We start from the raw sequence: 17,644 nt of genomic DNA, 5'->3' as shown, positions 1-17,644 counted from the left end.
TCTGCTTATGCAGACAGGGGTTTTGTCTTTCTGGGCTTATAGAAGTCTAAGTCTGAAGCGGGTCAAATCCAGGTCTGCGTGTCTCGCTACTCCTTCGAGCCAGTAGCATCAGATATAGACCCCCCTCATCGATACACCACAGCCAAAACACCCAACCCGCGATCATGACGTGCGGTAAGCCCAATATCCGTCCCTTCTAGTACGCCATTCGGCGGTTATCTGACGCGTTTTGTACAAATCCTTAAGTTTTCTCCCGCTCGTGCCGAAAGACTGATGACACATGCGTGCACCAAAGTAGAGCGGCTTCAGAATGCCGTCTGCGCTGTTACATGGAATGTTGCAACCCGGAACGCATCCCCACTTTTGGCATAAGAAGTCCCATGAAATGAATCTCAAGTTCAGCCATAAAATCCTGCTGGCCGCTTCAGGCGTCGTGGTGCTGGCGTTTGCGTTGTTCACTTTGTACAACGACTATCTGCAACGAAACACCATTCGGCAAAACATCGAGTCCTCCGTTGAGCAAGCAGGCGACCTGACTGCCAGCAGCGTGCAGAACTGGATGAGCGGCCGCGTGCTGGTCCTGGAAAACCTCGCGCAGAACGTCGCCCATCAGGGTGCCAATGCTGACTTGCCGGGGCTGGTCGATCAACCGGCCCTCACCTCGAACTTCCAGTTCACCTACGTCGGGCAGGCCAATGGCATGTTCACCCAGCGCCCCGACGCGAAGATGCCAGATGGCTACGATCCGCGTCAGCGCCCCTGGTACAAACAAGCCGTGGTCGCCGACAAGACCATGCTGACCCCGCCTTATATGGCGGCGGTCGGCGGGCTGGTGGTAACCGTTGCCATACCGGTGAAAAAGAACAGCGAACTGCTGGGCGTGGTCGGTGGTGACCTGAGCCTGGAAACCCTGGTGAAGATCATCAACTCGGTGGACTTCGGTGGTATCGGTCACGCATTCCTGGTCAGTGCCGACGGTCAGGTGATCGTCAGTCCGGACAAAGACCAAGTGATGAAGAACCTGAAAGACATCTATCCGGGTTCCAGTGTCCGTATCGAGAAAGGCATCCAGCAAGTCGAACTGAACAAGCAGGACCGCATCCTTTCGTTCACTCCGGTGAGCGGTTTGCCGAATGCCGAGTGGTACGTCGGTCTGTCGATTGACAAGGCCAAGGCCTACGCACCACTGAGCCAGTTCCGCACCTCGGCGCTGATCGCGATGTTTATCGCCGTGACCGCCATTGCCGTGCTGCTGAGCTTGCTGATCAACGTGCTGATGCGTCCGCTGACCACGATGGGCCGTGCGATGCAGGACATCGCTCAGGGCGAGGGCGACCTGACCCGTCGTCTGGTCGTAGAAAGCAAAGACGAGTTCGGCGAGTTGGGTGGTTCCTTCAACCAGTTCGTGGAGCGGATTCACGCATCGATTTGCGAAGTGTCTTCGGCGACCCGCCAGGTTCATGATCTGTCGCAACGGGTGATGGCATCGTCCAACGCTTCGATCATCGGCTCCGACGAACAAAGCGCCCGCACCAACAGCGTGGCCGCGGCGATCAACCAATTGGGCGCCGCCACCCAGGAAATCGCCCGCAATGCCGCCGATGCTTCGCAACACGCCAGCGGCGCGAGCGAACAGGCCGATGACGGCCGTCAGGTGGTGGAACAAACCATCCAGGCCATGACCGAGCTGTCGCAGAAAATCAGCCTGTCCTGCACGCAGATCGAAACCCTGAACGCGAGCACCGACAACATCGGCCACATTCTGGATGTGATCAAAGGCATCTCCCAGCAGACCAATTTGCTGGCGCTCAACGCGGCCATCGAAGCGGCCCGTGCCGGTGAGGCCGGTCGTGGTTTTGCGGTGGTGGCGGATGAGGTGCGCAACCTGGCTCATCGCACCCAGGAGTCGGCGGAAGAGATCCACAAGATGATCAGTTCGCTGCAGATCGGTTCTCGCGAGGCGGTGACTACGATGAACGCCAGTCAGGTGTCCAGCGAGCAGAGCGTCGAAGTGGCGAACCAGGCCGGCCTGCGACTGGTCAGCGTGACCCAGCGTATTGGCGAAATCGACGGCATGAACCAATCGGTGGCCGCGGCGACCGAAGAACAGACCGCCGTGGTCGAAACCCTCAACGTCGATGTCAACCAGATCAACCTGCTGAACCAGCAGAGCGTGGCCAACCTCAATGAAACATTGAAGGATTGTGATGCGCTGTCCCAGCAGGCCAATCGTTTGAAGCAACTGGTTGATAGCTTCAAGATCTGATTGAGGTCAGTAGGATCGCGTTATCGTTCTTCGCGTGAAAGTCGGATCGCCGCACCGCTCGCTCCTACAAGAGCTAACCTGTAGGAGCGAAGCTTGCCTGCGATAGCGGTAGATCAGTCACCGCTGAACCGAAGCACTACACAAACAGCTTCACCACATTCCCCATCGCATCATCGGCAAACCCCTGAACGAACTGCTTGAACCCCGGCAGGGCCTCGGCGCCGCCCTGGGCCGGCTCGGCAATGATCGTCCAGGTCGCCCGCGACTTGTCTGCGCCCAAGGATTCCACACTCATCGCGGCCCATAAATTGGCCACGCCCAAGGTGTTGTAAATTGTGGTCCAGGTCATGTTCAGCGCCTGGTTATCCCGGGAGTTGAGTTGTTCGACCACCAGGTTGCCGTCTTTGAAGAATTTCTTGCGCAGTGACGACACGCCATCGCCGGTCATCTCGATGTGCGACAGCGCCGGAATGAATCGGTCGAAGCCGGCAAAATTGCCGACCACTGCCCAGACTTGCGCCGCGTCGGCCGGTACTTCCACCGAAGACACAACGTGGCAGCCTTGAGGGTTTTTGATCAGGGTATCGGGTTGCAGAGTATTCATGGTTTTTGCTCCGTGCGGGGTTAGGATGAATCAGATGAAGTTGATTTCTTTGAGGTAGTCGCAGCCGCGACGCAGAAGCGCCGGGGATTTTTCCGGGTAGTGCGCGCCCATTTGCCGTACGCCGGCCTGGGCGTTGTCGTGGCCGATCATCGAGATGTCGCCGATGTCTTCCTCGAAGCCGTTGAGGTAGAAACCCAGCACGCCAAACAGCGCGTTATCACTGTCGACCCGGCCCAATTGCTGCTGCCAGTCGGCGACGCTGACCATTGAGAACTCCCGACCGGCTTCGCGAAAGGAAGCCACGTAGGTGTCCCAGCTCAGGGGTTCGGGATTGTGCAGGTTGAACACCGCTTTTTCGGCCTGGTAACGACTGGCGTGGAAGGCGATGAAACGGGCAAGAAAATCCACCGGCATCAGGTCGAAATTCAGTGCGAACTCCGGTACCTGACCGAGCTGGATCGAGCCCTTGAGCATCAGCATCAGGCGATTCTTGTGGGGCTGGCAGACGCCGGTGAGGCTGTTGAAACTGATGTTGCCGGGGCGGTAAAGATTGACCCGAACCCCACGTTCCCGCGCCCGTTCGAGAATCCGCTCACCGACCCATTTGGACAGGTTGTAACCGTTCTTGATGTAGATCGGCGGTGTCTGCGCGGCGGGCAACTCCAGCACCCGGCCATCGTCGGAAATCGTGCTGGACGCGGAGAGCGTCGAGACGAAGTTGAAGATCTTCTTGCTGCGGCCTTCACACAGGCGCAGACACTCGAAAATCGGTTCGACGTTATCCCGCGCCAACGACTCGTAATCGAGGACGTGATTGACGTTGGCGGCGTTGTGCACCAGTGCGCCGAACTCTCGATCCAGCCGTTCGTAAACCGCTTCGCTGAGCCCCAGTTGCGGGTGAGTGATGTCTGCCGCGTAAACCTGCACCCGGCTCAGGTCCAGATGCTCCAGGCGGTTTTCCCGCAACGCATCTGCAAAGCGTTGCGCCGCCGATTGCCCACCGCCATCGCGCACCAGGCACGCTACTTCGCTGGCGCCCCAGGCAAGCAGCGCTTCGACGATATGCACACCGACAAAGCTGTTGGCGCCGGTGACGATCACCTTGTGCACATCGCCCATTCGGCTGATCGGCAGCGGCTCGATGTCCAGTTCACGGAAGGCATCGGCCAGGGCTTTTTCACTCAACACTTCCTCGGTCCCGGAGCCTCGCACCAACGTCGCCAGCTTCGCAATCGTCGGCAGTTCGATGAAGCGGTTGATCGAGATACTGCGGCCGAACTCCTCACGCAAACGCAGGAGCATGCGCGACAGCAGGATCGAGTGCCCCCCGAGGTTGAAGAAGCTTTCGTCGGTGGAAATATCGCTGGCGGGTAGCTCCAGCAGCTCAGCCCAGATTTCCAGCAACAGCGCTTCATCGGCGCTGGCGGGCAAACACCGTGGGCTGTTTTCGGTCACGTTGACGGGCAATTCCAGCAGCGCTTTGCGGTCGACCTTGCCGTTGCTGGCGAACGGCATGCTTGCCAGTTCGGTCCAGGCGATCGGCTGCATGTAGTCCGGCAAAAATTGCATTGCATGGGCTTTCAAGGCTTCGCGAGCGGCACCGGGTTGCGCTTCCTGGGGTTGCGCGAGAAAGGCCAGAATCCGCCGATGACAATCGATGACCACCGCCACCTGACGGTATAGCTGGCTGTCGCGCAGGCAGCGTTCGATCTCTTCCGGCTCGACCCGAAAGCCGCGAATCTTCACCTGATTGTCTCGCCGTCCGCACAGCTCGATACCGTCGGCGGTCCACTTGGCCATGTCGCCGGAGCGGTAGGCGCGCAGGCTCTGGCCGTTCGGCAGGTGCAGGTTCAGATAACGTTCGGCAGTCTGCTGCGGATTGTTCAGGTAACCCAGGCACACCCCCGGGCCGACGATGTACAACTCACCGACGGTTTGCTCGGTCACCGGTTGCAAATCCTCATCAAGGATCAGCACCTGACTGTTGGCAATCGGTGCACCGAGGGTCCGGTTGCTGTCGCCGGTACGCAGTTGCCGCGCGGTGATCAGCACCGTGGCTTCGGTCGGGCCATAGAGGTTGTAGAGATTGCCTTGGCGGGTCAGTTGCTGGACTACGTAGGGTTCGCAGACATCGCCGCCGGTCATCACATGATCGAGGACCTGCAACTGATCCAGCGGCAGGATGCTCAGCAAGGCTGGCGGCAAAAAGGCATGGCTGAGTTGTTGGTGGCGGATCAGCTCGACCAGTTGCAGCGGGTCGCGACGTTGGTCCTCGTTGGGCACGATCAGCTCTGCGCCCTGCAGCAGGGTCGGGAAGATATCGATCAGTGACGAGTCGAAACTCAACGATGAAAACTGCAACGCCCGGCTCTGTTCGGTCAGCTGCACGTAGTCGGCGTACCATGCGGTGAAGTGCGCGAGGTTGGCCTGGCTGAGCAGCACGCCTTTGGGGTGACCTGTGGTGCCCGAGGTGTAGAGCGCCATGCATGGCGCGTCGAGATCGGGGCGTTGGCGCATCAAGGGTTGATCGAGGTTCACATCGCCGCTGTCGATACGGCTGATGTCCAGCCCCGGCATCGTCTCGCTGAGTGGATGCTCTCCGTCATGCAGCAACAACACCGCCCCAGCGTTTTCCAGAATGTACTGCTGACGTTGCAGCGGGTGGCTGGGCTCCAGCGGCAGGTACACCGCGCCGCTGCCGAGGATCGCCAGAATCCCTGCATACAACGCACTGCATTTTGGCAGGCAGACTCCGACCACCAGAGGCCCTTGATGCTGATCGAGCAACGGTTGCAATCGCTGTTGGATGGCGCGGCTGTGGGCGTGCAGTTCTCGATAGCTCAGCGACGTGCCGGCGATATTCAGCGCCGCACGCTCGGCAGACTGAATAAAGCGCTGTTCAAGCCGCTCGATCATCGGGATCTGCCCAAGTTGCAGCAGTCGTGGTTCTGCCGTGTTGTTGAGACGGTGGACGAAGGCCAGGTGCTCTAAAAACTGCAGGTTTTCCACCTGCTCGAAGTGCGCGGAAATCGTCGGCTCGGCCTGCAGGAAATAGTCGGCATCCCGGGAGAAGCGGCTGACCAGCAGCGCCACATGATCGACCAGATCGGCCACCGCTCGCAGGCGCAATGCCTGGCCGTTGCCGGACAACTCTTCGGCGACCGGCACGCGACTCAACGGCGTCGAGTTGTACGTGCACAGCAGGTCCAGCGGTGGCAGCCCGCTAGCTCCCGGCAACCCGACACCCACTTGCAGCATCAGGTGCGGCGCATTGCCGAAGTCCCGAAATGGCAGGCTCGCATCATCGATCAGCAAATCAAATAGGCCCGGCGGCGATTCTTCCACATTCGCAAGTCGCGCCAGTGAATGACCGTGTTGTTCGAGCTCCAGCGCCAGTTCGGTCAGGGCCTGGCTTTGCCCGATGAGCAAAATATCGAGACGTCTCATGATGTTCTCCTCGTTAAACCAGGTAGTCGCTCAGGGCGCTTTGCACGCACGGTGAATCGAGCAGCGAACTGCTGCGGAAAAACCGCACGATGTTGGCGACCAGCGGGTGATGGCGATTGATCGGGAAGGCCAGCCCCGACACTTCGCTCTTGAGGGCCTGACGCACCACGTCGCTGATCTGCAAGGCGTCGATCAGGCGGAAGTCGAAGGACTTCTGGATGTCGTTGGTCAGGTAATGGCCGATGAACACCGGCAGGATTTGTGCGATGCACTGGCGATCGTCTTCGCTTGCGGTGTGCCAGTAGATGCGCACCAGCCGCGACCAGAACCCGGAGTGACGGCCCTCGTCCAGCAAGTGGTCGGCCATCAGGCCTTTGATCGATTGCTTGACTGTTTCGTCCTTGGCGAACGCCGCTACATCGCCGGTCACGGTGTTCTCGGCGATGGCCACACAGATCAGCTCCACGGCGCTGCGCAGGTGTTCCGGTGCGAGGGCCACGGCCGCCGGGATGGCACGGCTTAGTTCTATTTCGTCCGGCAGTTCGATGGGGGTGATGCCGGTCATGGCGACGGTCTGCTGCATGAAGTCCATGGCCACCAGGGCGTGGTAATCCTCGTCCACCACCACGGTCATGGCGTCGTAGCGACAGGCGAACGGGAACGCCACGCTGAAGCGGTTTTTGGCGATGCTGCGGGCGGTCTTGTCGACGATCTCGGTTTCGAAAATCACCACGTCATTGATGAACTTGTAGAGCGTCTGTACCAGGGCGAAGTCCCGTTGTTCCGGGCATTCGCGCAGGAAGGTTTCGCTCAGCACCAGCGGCTGGCGGCTCAGTGGATAGATCAGCTTGTCGTCGTTCTCCAGCACACGCCGGGGGCGGGTGCGAATGGTTGCGCGGCTTTCCCAGGCGTCGGCGAAGGATTGATAGTCGGCGGCGTTCATGCGTTCACCTCGGCAACCGGTTCGCTCATGCTCAGGCGCAAGCCGTCCCACAGCGCGATGCGACTTTCCACGGCGGCGATGGCGCTGGCGTATACGTCTTCTTCGCGCTGCGGATCGCCATTGACCAGGCGTGCGAGGAGTTTTTCCGCCGCTGGGCCGTGGTCTTCGGAGTCGACTTCGATGTGCCGTTCCAGGTAGTAACGGAAGGTCGGCGCCTGTTCGATGCCAATGCCCCAGTCGTCGAGAATCCGCTGGAACATCTGCGGGATGACACTCTCGCGGCCGTGCAGAAACGCCGCCGCCACACTGTGTCCCGGCGCATGCAACGCGGTGTGCAAGGTGTGGCGTACGAACTGTGCGGCCGCCGGGTCGACGTCCACGCTTTGCAAGGCCACGTCGTAGCTCACGCCTTCTTTTTGCAACGCCACGAAGCGTTCGACGGCGACTGTGCTTGCACCGACTTCGCGCATCGCATCGAGGTACAACTCGAAATGGCTGTAGTGACCTTGGGCGGGACGATCATCGGACTCTTCACCGAGCACGATCTCATTGATCAGACGCGCGGCCTGCGGATCTCGTGGCGGCAGCCAGGGCAGCTGAACGCAGGTCAGTTCCTGTTGCAGGCGTTTGGTCAGCGACATGAAATCCCACACTGCAAACACATGGGTTTCCATGAAGCGTTGAAGCACCGATAACGAATGTATTTCAGAAAAGATCGGGTGCGCACTAAGTTCTGCTTTCTTCTGATTAAGACGATCTTTAGTCGGTTTCATGAGCGAGCCTATAAGTAATCTGGAATACCGTTGAGGGGGTGTTGATCAATAAGTAACGGTTGCTTGAAGTTTTCTATTGGCGAGCGGGTGCCTCAATTGAATTGATGCTTTTTAGGGTTATGCAATCGCTGAGTAGTGCTTGGCCCGGTGTTTATGGGCGGCGGAGAAAAACTAATGCATGAATAAAGTGTCGGGCAAGTGTTTTTTTAATTAATTGAAAGTTCAATTTTCTCAGGCGCGACAAGTTCCAATAAGACTTTTGTATAAAGTTTTATTTGGGCGTAGTTGCTCCTTTCGGCGTATATAAGCCAAAATTCAAATAAAGAGTGAATGCCTCACTCGAAGCAACTTTCTACTTGGGTCATTGATGTGATCTGAGGGGGTGGAAGTTGGCTGGGAGCGACGCCGGTTCTTCCTTTCCCGTGACAAGACTCCTTCCGTTGGTTCTTGTGGTGCGGGTGACTGCTCCGGGGTGCGGTGCGTCGCCCGTCATTATTCGTTGGCAGCTCAAGAGTGAGCGTAATTCACGGCGCTCGCTATCACCCCTGCATGATCTGATCGGTGCAATTATCGGGCTCGGGGGTGACAGGGCTTTGGGAGTTGGCATGAAGTCGCTGCACACCGGCGCGGTGTGGGCGAAAGGGGGATTTGTAAGCAGATTTGTTCGTTGAGCAGTCCAGGTGCGGATCAGCCAGAAATCGCGGCGAGCCGTTCAATGACTCGCTCGGAGCTGTCGCCACGGATTACTTCGAGGTTTTCCTGCGCTGCGCCTCAGGGCTCGCGAGGTAGTGCGTGATGACTTCGACACCCCGGTTGAGGTGGTTTTCGAGCAACATCACCGAGTGTTCGACATCCCGGTCCTCGGCGGCCCGCAACAACGCTCGGTGATCTTCCTGGGACAGTTTGCCAAGGCCCATGGCTTCCAGGTTGAAGCGCAGGAAGCGTTCCTCTTCGTTCAACCCGTCTTCGACCAGTTTCAGCAGCCGCTGGTTGGGGGCTTTGTGGTAAAGCGCCATGTGGAACAGGCGATTGAGCCGGCCGATCTCGGTGTAGTCGTGTTCCGTTTCCAACTCGTCGATGTAGCGTGCAGCCTGTTTGAAATCGGCGTCTTCAAGCAGGGGGATCGACCGACGCAAGGCTTCGGACTCCAGCAGGATCCGCAACTCATAGGTCTCTGTTGCATCGCCCTGTACCAACGGTGCGACCACAGCGCCCTTATGGGCGATCACGTTGAGTAGCGCTTGCGCCTCAAGCTGGCGCAAGGCTTCGCGCACCGGCATGCGGCTAACACCGAACAGGTCGGCGAGGTCTTGCTGACGCAGGGCTGTGCCGCAGGGAATGCGACCGTCGAGAATGGCTGCGCGCAGGGTTTCTTCGATCACTGAGCGTGCCAAATGAGCGGGAATCGGCCCATTGACCTTGATGCTGCTGAGAGGGTTGGGCTTCTGTGTCACGACAAACGCACCCTGATTGGCTGAAATATTTGGATCCAAATGGACACTAGTGACTGCCTGACGGGTTGTCAAACAATCGGAAAATCAAAAAGATCGCAGCCTTCGGCAGCTCCTGCGATCCCTTTATTGCTCCTGCCATTCAAGTTTAGCGTGTTGGCAGTGATCTCACCGTGCCATTGTCTTTTAGCAGACTAACCTTCACCATCAAGCAGATTTTCCATCTGCCTGACCTGGATGCCTCGCATTGGCGGTACGTTTCGCGATCCCTCGGACTTTGCGCTGGCTAGGCTGCGCACTGCTGCTGGCCGGCGTCATGCTGGGCGGGCTGCATGCCGACTGGGATTTTTCGCTGATCAGCCGTCGCGCGCAGGCATTGTACGGACCTTTGGGTGAAGGGCGGCTGCGCATCGATGCCTGGCAGCAGTTGCTGGCTACGCAAAAACAGGTCGGCGAGCTGGAGCAGCTCAACGTGGTCAACCGGTTCTTCAACAAGCAGATGCGCTACGAAGAAGACATCGACCTGTGGCACGAGGTCGATTATTGGGAAACACCGATCGAAGCCTTGTGGAAGGGCGCCGGCGATTGCGAAGACTACGCTATCGCCAAATATTTCAGCCTGCGTCATCTTGGTGTCTCCAGTGACAAACTGCGCATTACCTACGTCAAGGCTTTGCGACTGAACCGCGCGCACATGGTGCTGACCTACTACGCGAGCCCCGAGGCCATGCCTTTGGTGCTCGACAGCCTGATCGATGCGATCAAGCCCGCCAACCAGCGAACCGATTTGCTGCCGGTCTACTCTTTCAATGCCGAAGGGTTGTGGCTGCCGGGTGCCAAGGGCAACAAGAAGGTCGGAGACACCAAACGCCTGTCTCGCTGGCAGGACGTGTTGAAGAAAATGCAGGCCGAAGGTTTCCCGGTCGAGACGATTAACTAGGAGCACGCGCTCAGATGTCTTTGTTCAAACAGCTGTTGATCGCTATCTGTCTGTTCCTGGTGGTCGCCTTCACCGGCAGCTTCATGGTCAGTCTGGAAAGCTCGCGCACCCAGTACGTCAATCAGTTGCGTTCTCACGCCCAGGACGCCGCGACGGCATTGGCGCTGTCCCTGACGCCGAACATCGACGACCCGGCGATGGTCGAGTTGTTGGTCAGCTCGATCTTCGACAGCGGTTACTACGCGAGCATCCGTGTGGTCGATCTGGCCAACGACAAGACGATTGTCGAGCGCAGCGGCATCCCGGCAGTCACCAACGTGCCGGACTGGTTCGTCAAATTGATCGGCCTGGAGCCGGCCGGTGGTGATGCAATTGTCAGCCGTGGCTGGGAGCAGGCCGCGCGGGTCGAGGTGGTCAGCCATCCGATGTTCGCGTTGGCCAAGCTGTGGCAGAGCGCGTTGGGCAGCCTCGGCTGGTTGCTGCTCTGTGGCGCGGTGAGTGCGGTGCTGGGCGCGTTGTTGCTGCGTCGGCAACTGAAGCCGCTGGACTACATGGTCAAGCAATCCCATGCCATTGCTCGCCGGGAATTCTTAAGCCTGCCAGAACTGCCGCGCACCCCGGAACTGCGCCGGGTGGTGCAGGCCATGAACCAGATGGTCGAGAAGCTCAAGGCGCTGTTCCAGGAGCAGGCCGAACGCAGTGAAAAGCTGCGCGCCGAGTCCTATCAGGACAACCTGACCGGCCTGGCCAACCGGCGCTATTTCGAAATGCAATTAAACGCGCGATTGAACAACTCGGAGCAGGCCAGCTCCGGTTATTTGCTGCTGTTGCGGGTGAAGGATCTGGCCGGTTTGAACCAGCGGCTGGGCGGTCAGCGTACCGATGAATTGTTGAAAGCGGTCGGCGAGCAGTTGTCCCGCGAGTGCGCCAAGTACCCGGAAACCCAGAACCTCGTGACGCGTATTCGTGGTGGGGAATTCGCCGTGCTGGCGCCGGGGCTGGTACGTGAAGAAGCGCTGCAACTGGCGAGTAACCTCGAAAGTGCCTTGGGGAGCCTGCATGCGACGGGCGCCACGGACGTGGCTTCGGTGGCTTCGATCGGGTTGGCGCCGTTTGCCCATGGCGACTCGCCGCAAGCGGTGATCGGGTTGGCGGATCAGGCACTGGCCCAGGCAGAAAGCCAGGGTGAACCGAGCTGGGCATGCCTCGATCAGGGCGCGCCGGCGCGGGTTGGCGACGATCACCATGCCTGGCACACCCTGCTGGATCAGGCGTTGGACCAGCAGCGTTTCGAGCTGTATTTCCAGCCGGTAGTGGCCAGCCACGACACAGAGTTGGTACTGCATTACAAAGTGCTGTCGCGCCTGCTCGACGAGCAGGACCAGACCATTCCCGCCGGGCGTTTCTTGCCATGGCTTGAGCGTTTCGGCTGGACCGCGCGGCTGGACCGTCTGATGCTGGAACTGGTGCTCGAGCAGATGGTCGACCATGAGGAGTCGCTGGCGCTGAACCTGTCTTCGGCGACACTGGCGGACCCGCAGGCGCTGAACGCAGTGTTCGATATCCTGCGTCAGCATTCGAATCTTGGCGAACGACTGACCCTGGAAATCGGCGAAGAGCAACTGCCCGAGCAGGCGGTATTGGAACAGCTGACGCGGCGTCTGCGCGAGCTTGGGTTCTCCCTTAGTCTGCAGCGTTTTGGTGGGCGCTTCAGCATGATCGGCAACCTGGCGCGGCTGGGGCTGGCGTATCTGAAGATCGACGGCAGTTACATCCGCGCGATTGATCAGGAGAGCGACAAGCGCCTGTTCATCGAGGCGATTCAGCGAGCGGCGCACAGCATCGATTTGCCGTTGATTGCCGAGCGGGTCGAGACCGAAGGGGAGTTGTCGGTGATTCGCGAGATGGGGTTGTATGGGGTTCAGGGGCAGCTGTTGGGTGAGCCGAAGCCTTGGCAGTAGCCCGCTCATCATTCCCACGCAGAGCGTGGGAATGATCGGCGTCAGGGGTTAAATCAACCCCGTCTCATCATCATCGATCAACTGGCTCAACCCGCCCAACGCCTCACGGGCCTGGGTCCGGTCCATGAGCTTGGCTTGCGCAGCCGGCGGCAGGTCGGTGACGCGGATCACGCCTTTCTGGGTCAGCACCTGAATCAAGTCGTCGAGTACCCGAATCATCTCCAGGTCGCTCTGCTTGAGCTGCTTGAGGCTGGTCTCCACCACTTCGTGGGCATACCAGGCCTGGATTTCATGGTGGTCGGCCGGCAGCGTTTCCGTGGCCTCGGCGTAGGCCGTGGCTTCCACGCGCACTAACTGACCTTGCGCATCGCGTTGCACGTAAAACATTAAGCATCCCTCGGAAATGGACCAGCGTCGTGCTGTCAGCAGCATAGGCCAACGCAGGCGAGTATGCGGTGCGACGACGAAATCGTCACCCGTGAGGTATGGGCATACATGACGGCCGCCCGGTTGGGGCGGCCGTCAGCCTGCGTATCAGCTGTTGTTGTGATCGATCTTGATGGTCGGGTCACTGCCGGCAATCAGCGAGTTGATGCTGGCGCTGGACCAATTGTTACCTTCCAGTTTGATCGTCACATCCGGGGTGGCCGCTGCCGCGTCGGCGCCGTTGAACTTGCCGGCGGAGCTGACTTGCAGGGACGACACGCCGTCCACGGTGGTGATCTTCAGGAAGTGGTCGATCGTGCTACCGCTTTCACCCTGCAACAAATCACGCAGGTCGATGCGGTCGCCTTCGCTGGCCTTGAAGTCCTTGATCACGTCGCTGCCGGTGTCGCCAGCCTTCCAGATGAAGGTGTCGGCACCCGAGCCGCCAATCAGGATGTCGTTGCCTTGACCGCCGATCAGCGAGTCATTGCCGGTGCCGCCGAGCAGGATGTCATTGCCCTTGCCGCCGTCGAGGAGGTCGTTGCCGCCCTGGCCGAAGAGAATGTCGTTGCCTGCGCCACCCAGCAGCGTGTCGTTACCATCGTGGGCGCCAGACACGTCGAACGCGGTGTAGTGCTCGGTGATGTACTGGTGCACGTTGCTGGTGGTGACTTTGCTGACGTCGACGCCGGTTTGCTGGGCGACGAACGCCTGCATCGCCTGATAACCCTCGCCGGCAATGCCATTGAAGCTCACCAGATCGCCGAACAGGAGGTCGTTGCCGTCACCGCCGCTGACCGTGTCGGCACCCGGCATCGTCGCTTCGGTATGGCCGATGATCGAGTTGGCCAGGTCCTTGGGGTCGATGTTGGTTTGTGGCGTTTGATCCGAGTCGTACGGCTTGAGGTCGGTGAGGGTGACGTCCTTGTTCAGGCCGATGGCCTCCACCGTCGACACGTTGCTCAGCAACGTGAAGCTGCTGCTTGAATTGTCGATGGTAGTGGAATCGGTGCTGCTGCCGTTGCCGTCGCGATAGGACAGCTCGTAGGTGCCGTTACCCTCGGCATGCAGGGTGCCCAGTTCGGAACTGCTCCAGCGGCCAGAGTTTTTCAGCGTCTGCAGCGTGACGTTGCCGGCGCTGTCGATTGTCAGGTAGTGAGTACTGTCCAAGTAGTTGGAATAGGTCTGGCCCAACTTGTAGTTGGTGGTGGTGATGACGTCGTCGAGCTTCACGTTGCCGTACAAGGTCGGGTTGGTTTGCTCGCCGCTCTGGTAGTAGGTCGGCTTGCCGTCGGTGATGAAGTACGTGAGGTTCTTCGCGCCGGTGTTGGCAAGCGCGTCGGCACTCTGGAACCAGTTGGCCGTGGTTTTGAACACGTCCTCGTAGTTGGTGCCGCCGCCGGACGACATCGAATCCAGAACGGATTTGAGCAAGGTCAGCGCGTTCGGGTCGTTCAGGTTCACCGACACCGATTTGTTGACCTGGTTATCGAAGTCCGCCAGGAAAATATTCACGGTACCGGAGTTGCCGCCCAGGCTTTGCTTGAGGGTGTTGAACACCGCCGTCAACGAATCCTTGGCGGCGTTGATCGACGTGCTGCTCATGCTGCCCGAGCTGTCGACCATGAACGCGATGTTGTAATTGGTGCCCGGCACCACGGTCAGTCCGCCGATGTCGGCGACCATGATGTCGTTGCCGTCAGTGCCGGTGATCGTGTCGTCGGCCGCCGTGGCGGTCACGGCGTTGTAGACCGCTGGGTATACCGTGACCGGAATCTGCGCGGTGCTCAGTGCCGATCCGCCGAGTGCTTCGGTGGATGTCGAGGTCACGGTCAGGGTGAACTGGCCGTTGTAGTACGGCGGCGGGGTGACGGTCAGGCTGCCGAGGTTCCAGCCGGTAACGTTGGCTTCGCCGTTGGTGGTGGTGAAGGTGTGGCCCGCGCCATCGCTGAGCACCGAGCCCGTTGGCATGCCGCTGATCTTCACGCTCAGGCTTTCAGAGCCGTCGGTGTCGGTCAGCGCGGTCTTGATCGCGGATAGGTGAACGCTGCTGCCTTCGGCGCCTTCGTTGAGTTTGTAACCGTCGTAGTAGCCTTCGCCATTGGTGCCGTGAAGGTCGGAAACCGTCACGCCAGAGGCGGCCAGATCCGCCACGCCGGTATACAGCGGTACGCCGGCGCTGCTCAGGTCGATCGCTGTACCGCCGTTGACCGACAGGTTGACGTCATAGCTGCCGGGGCCACTCTGGTTATGGTGGTAGATGTCCAGGGTGTAGTAACCGCTGGTGGTCGGGGTGAACGAACCGTTCAGCTTGCCGCCTGCACCCCAAGTCGTCGCGGCCACGTTCTTGCCACCGATGGTCACCAACAGGCTGTCATCGCCGGTGCCGCTGAAGGTGTATGTCTTGCCGGCTTCGAGGTAAATCAGGCCGGAGGTTTTCGAGGCCGTGCCGGCAGTGACACCGCCGTCGGACTGCACGTTGGTCACGGTGCCGGTGGAGTTCGGGGTGCCTGCGGCGTCGATGACCGATTTCAGCGTGCCGGACGGCGCGCCACTACCATCGGTGCCCAGGCCCGACAGGCCGGTCCAGACTTCCTTGATCAGGCCGGTGGACTTGACGCTGTTGTCCGCGACGCTCAGGGATGGCGCGTCGGCAACCGGTGTGATGTCGATTTTCACCGTACCGGTGTTGCCCAGCAGTTGACCATCGGTTGGCTGGAACTTGATCTGCGCGTAGTCCGTCTGGTTATTGCCCACGCCGCTGCCACCGTAGCCGTCAACGCCCGATTCGTTGGCATCCGGCGTGAAGCGCAATTTGCCGGCGTCGATGTCGGCCTTGCTGATGGTCTGGTTGGTCGTTACGTCTTTCCAGGTCGCACCGTCCAGGTACTGCAATTTGCCTTCGCCCGGCAGCTGAGTGATTTTCACCCCCAGGTTGGCGGCCGGGCTGTCGACATCACTGACGCCAAAGGTCGACCAGCCGAGGATCAGCGGGGTGTCTTCGGTACCGGTGACGTTAACCGGCGCGGCGGTCGGAGCGTCGTTCACGGCCACCACGTTGACGGTGGTAGTCGCGGTGTTGGAGTAATTGCTGCCATCGGTCACCGTCACGGTGATGATCCGCGGCACGGTGCTCGGATCCTCACTGCTGTTGGTGAAGCTGATGTTTTTGATCTGCTGCATGTAGTCGGCCAGCGTCGCGTTGCCCGACAGGGTCAGGGTGACCGTACCGTCCTGGCTGTTGGCGTTGATGCTGATGCCATTGACACTGTTGCCGAGGTTCAGCGCATCGCCCGGCTGACGGTTGGTCAGCACGATGGTGGCGCCGGTCAGCATGGTGCTGTCCGGATCGGTGATGCTCAGGTCGGTGTCGCCGATCGAGACGCCCTGGCCGGTGGTGCCTTCGGTGAAGGTCACGTTGTAGTTGGCCCCGGTGGCGCCGCTGGAGTTATTGGCGTCCAGGTCGAGAACCGGCGCGGCATCGTTGTCGATGATCGAAGTGCTGACGCTGCCGTTGGTGCTGCTGACCGCGAGGTTTTCGAAGTTGCCGCCGGTGGCCGAGTCGATCTTGACCACGAAGTTCTCGGTGCCCTCGGTGAGCTTGTCGTCCAGCGTCGCGACGTTGAAGCTCGCGCTGCTGGCGCCGGCCGGGATCTTCACGGTGTACACGCCGGTGAAGTCCGAACCGTCGGCGGCGGTACCGCTGTAGACGATTTTCAGGGTCACTTCGGTCTGCGCCGGGTGGGTCAGGCTGACGGTGTAACTGGCGGTCTGGCCTTCGGTCACCGAGGTGCTGCCGCTGATGCTGACTTCGGTTTTGTCGATGGTATCGGTGACGGTGGTGACCGCCGGGGCAGTGCTCGGCACCAGGTTTTCGAAATTGCCACCGGTGGCGGTGGAGATGGTGGCCTGGACCGTGCCGGCGTCTTTGTAAACGTCATCGGATGGAGCCGGGACGGTGACGGTGCCGGTGGTTTTGCCGGCGTCGATGGTGATCACGGCACCGTTGCTCAGCGTGACGGTCACTGGCGTGCCGGCGGCGTTGGTCAGGGTCGCGGTGTAAACGATGGAACCGCCTTCAGCCACCGAGTCAGTTGCGCTCAGGCTGAGGGTCGTGGTGTCGACGGTGTCGGTCACGGTGGTGCTGACCGGCGTTTTGTCCGCCACCAGGTTCTCGTAGTTGCCGCCGCTGACGTTGGTGATCGAGTTGGTCAGCGGAGCATGGCCGGTCAATGCGTCGTTCGGCGCGGCGGTGGTCACGGTACCGGTGGTTTTGCCGACATCGATGGTGATCGTCTGGCCGTTGGCCAGGGACACGGTGACCGGGCTACCCGTCACTGGCGCACCGACGGTTGCGGTGTAAGTGACGGTTCCGCCTTCGGCGACGTTCGCGGTCGCACTCAGCGAAACGGTGCTGGTGTCGATGGTATCGGTGACGGTGGTCACTGCCGGGGCAGTGCTCGGCACCAGATTCTCGAAATTGCCACCGGTGGCGGTGGAGATGGTCGCCTGGACTGTGCCGGCGTCTTTGTAGACGTCATCGGATGGAGCCGGAACGGTCACGGTGCCGCTGGTTTTGCCGGCATCGATGGTGATCACCGCGCCGTTGCTCAGCGTGACGGTCACTGGCGTGCCGGCGGCATTGGTCAGGGTGGCGGTATAGACGATGGAACCGCCTTCAGCCACCGAGTCGGTCGCGCTCAGGCTGAGGGTGGTGGTGTCCGGGGTGTCGGTCACCGAGGTGTCCGCCGACTTGCCGTCGACTTCCAGCTTCTCGTAGTTGCCGCCCTTGGCGTCGTCGATCTTGACGCTCAGGGAGTTGCCGCCCGCCAG

9 protein-coding genes and 1 pseudogene are annotated in these 17,644 nt (G+C 60.1%); 3 read left to right on the top strand and 7 right to left on the bottom strand.

Features of this window, described 5'->3' with window-relative positions:
- Positions 1-385: 385 nt before the first annotated feature.
- A complete protein-coding gene (locus JUI81_RS31360; protein ID WP_204125669.1) occupies positions 386-2,266 on the top strand; it encodes a methyl-accepting chemotaxis protein in 1,881 nt (626 codons plus the stop codon).
- A gap of 136 nt (positions 2,267-2,402) precedes the next feature.
- Here JUI81_RS31360 and JUI81_RS31355 read toward each other — a convergent pair whose 3' ends face one another.
- The 5 genes from JUI81_RS31355 to JUI81_RS31335 form a co-directional block, all read right to left on the bottom strand.
- Positions 2,403-2,870, bottom strand: a complete 468-nt coding sequence (locus JUI81_RS31355; RefSeq protein WP_204125668.1) for an SRPBCC family protein — start codon at positions 2,868-2,870, stop codon at positions 2,403-2,405.
- A gap of 30 nt (positions 2,871-2,900) precedes the next feature.
- Positions 2,901-6,317, bottom strand: a complete 3,417-nt coding sequence (locus JUI81_RS31350; protein WP_204125667.1) for a non-ribosomal peptide synthetase — start codon at positions 6,315-6,317, stop codon at positions 2,901-2,903.
- A gap of 13 nt (positions 6,318-6,330) precedes the next feature.
- The gene (locus tag JUI81_RS31345) at positions 6,331-7,260 is read right to left on the bottom strand and encodes a diiron oxygenase (protein ID WP_019582917.1); all 930 of its coding nucleotides are present in this window, start codon (positions 7,258-7,260) and stop codon (positions 6,331-6,333) included.
- Positions 7,257-8,033, bottom strand: a complete 777-nt coding sequence (locus JUI81_RS31340) for a DUF3050 domain-containing protein (protein WP_019582916.1) — start codon at positions 8,031-8,033, stop codon at positions 7,257-7,259. The genes JUI81_RS31345 and JUI81_RS31340 overlap by 4 nt, the downstream gene beginning before the upstream one ends.
- A 743-nt stretch (positions 8,034-8,776) precedes the next feature.
- Complete coding sequence (locus JUI81_RS31335) at positions 8,777-9,487, bottom strand: GntR family transcriptional regulator (protein ID WP_019582915.1); 711 nt, start codon at positions 9,485-9,487, stop codon at positions 8,777-8,779.
- Between the two features lie 244 nt (positions 9,488-9,731).
- Here JUI81_RS31335 and lapG point away from each other — a divergent pair, with 244 nt between their 5' ends.
- Both lapG and lapD read left to right on the top strand, forming a co-directional pair.
- Positions 9,732-10,424 (top strand): cysteine protease LapG, encoded by a 693-nt coding sequence (gene lapG / locus JUI81_RS31330; RefSeq protein WP_204125666.1) that lies wholly within the window; start codon positions 9,732-9,734, stop codon positions 10,422-10,424.
- A gap of 14 nt (positions 10,425-10,438) precedes the next feature.
- Positions 10,439-12,385, top strand: a complete 1,947-nt coding sequence (lapD, locus tag JUI81_RS31325) for a cyclic di-GMP receptor LapD (protein ID WP_019582913.1) — start codon at positions 10,439-10,441, stop codon at positions 12,383-12,385.
- Between the two features lie 48 nt (positions 12,386-12,433).
- Here the strand turns inward: lapD and JUI81_RS31320 are convergent, their stop codons facing one another.
- Together JUI81_RS31320 and JUI81_RS31315 are read right to left on the bottom strand one after the other, a co-directional pair.
- Positions 12,434-12,772 (bottom strand): hypothetical protein, encoded by a 339-nt coding sequence (locus JUI81_RS31320; RefSeq protein ID WP_019582912.1) that lies wholly within the window; start codon positions 12,770-12,772, stop codon positions 12,434-12,436.
- A 147-nt stretch (positions 12,773-12,919) separates the two neighbouring features.
- Positions 12,920-17,644 (bottom strand): annotated as a pseudogene (locus tag JUI81_RS31315) (LapA family giant adhesin); the annotation flags it as partial.

The organism is Pseudomonas sp. 008, from assembly GCF_016861935.1.
Lineage (GTDB): Bacteria > Pseudomonadota > Gammaproteobacteria > Pseudomonadales > Pseudomonadaceae > Aquipseudomonas.
The sequence above is the reverse complement of the archived record's forward strand: the minus strand, read 5'-3'. Positions and strand labels throughout refer to the sequence as shown.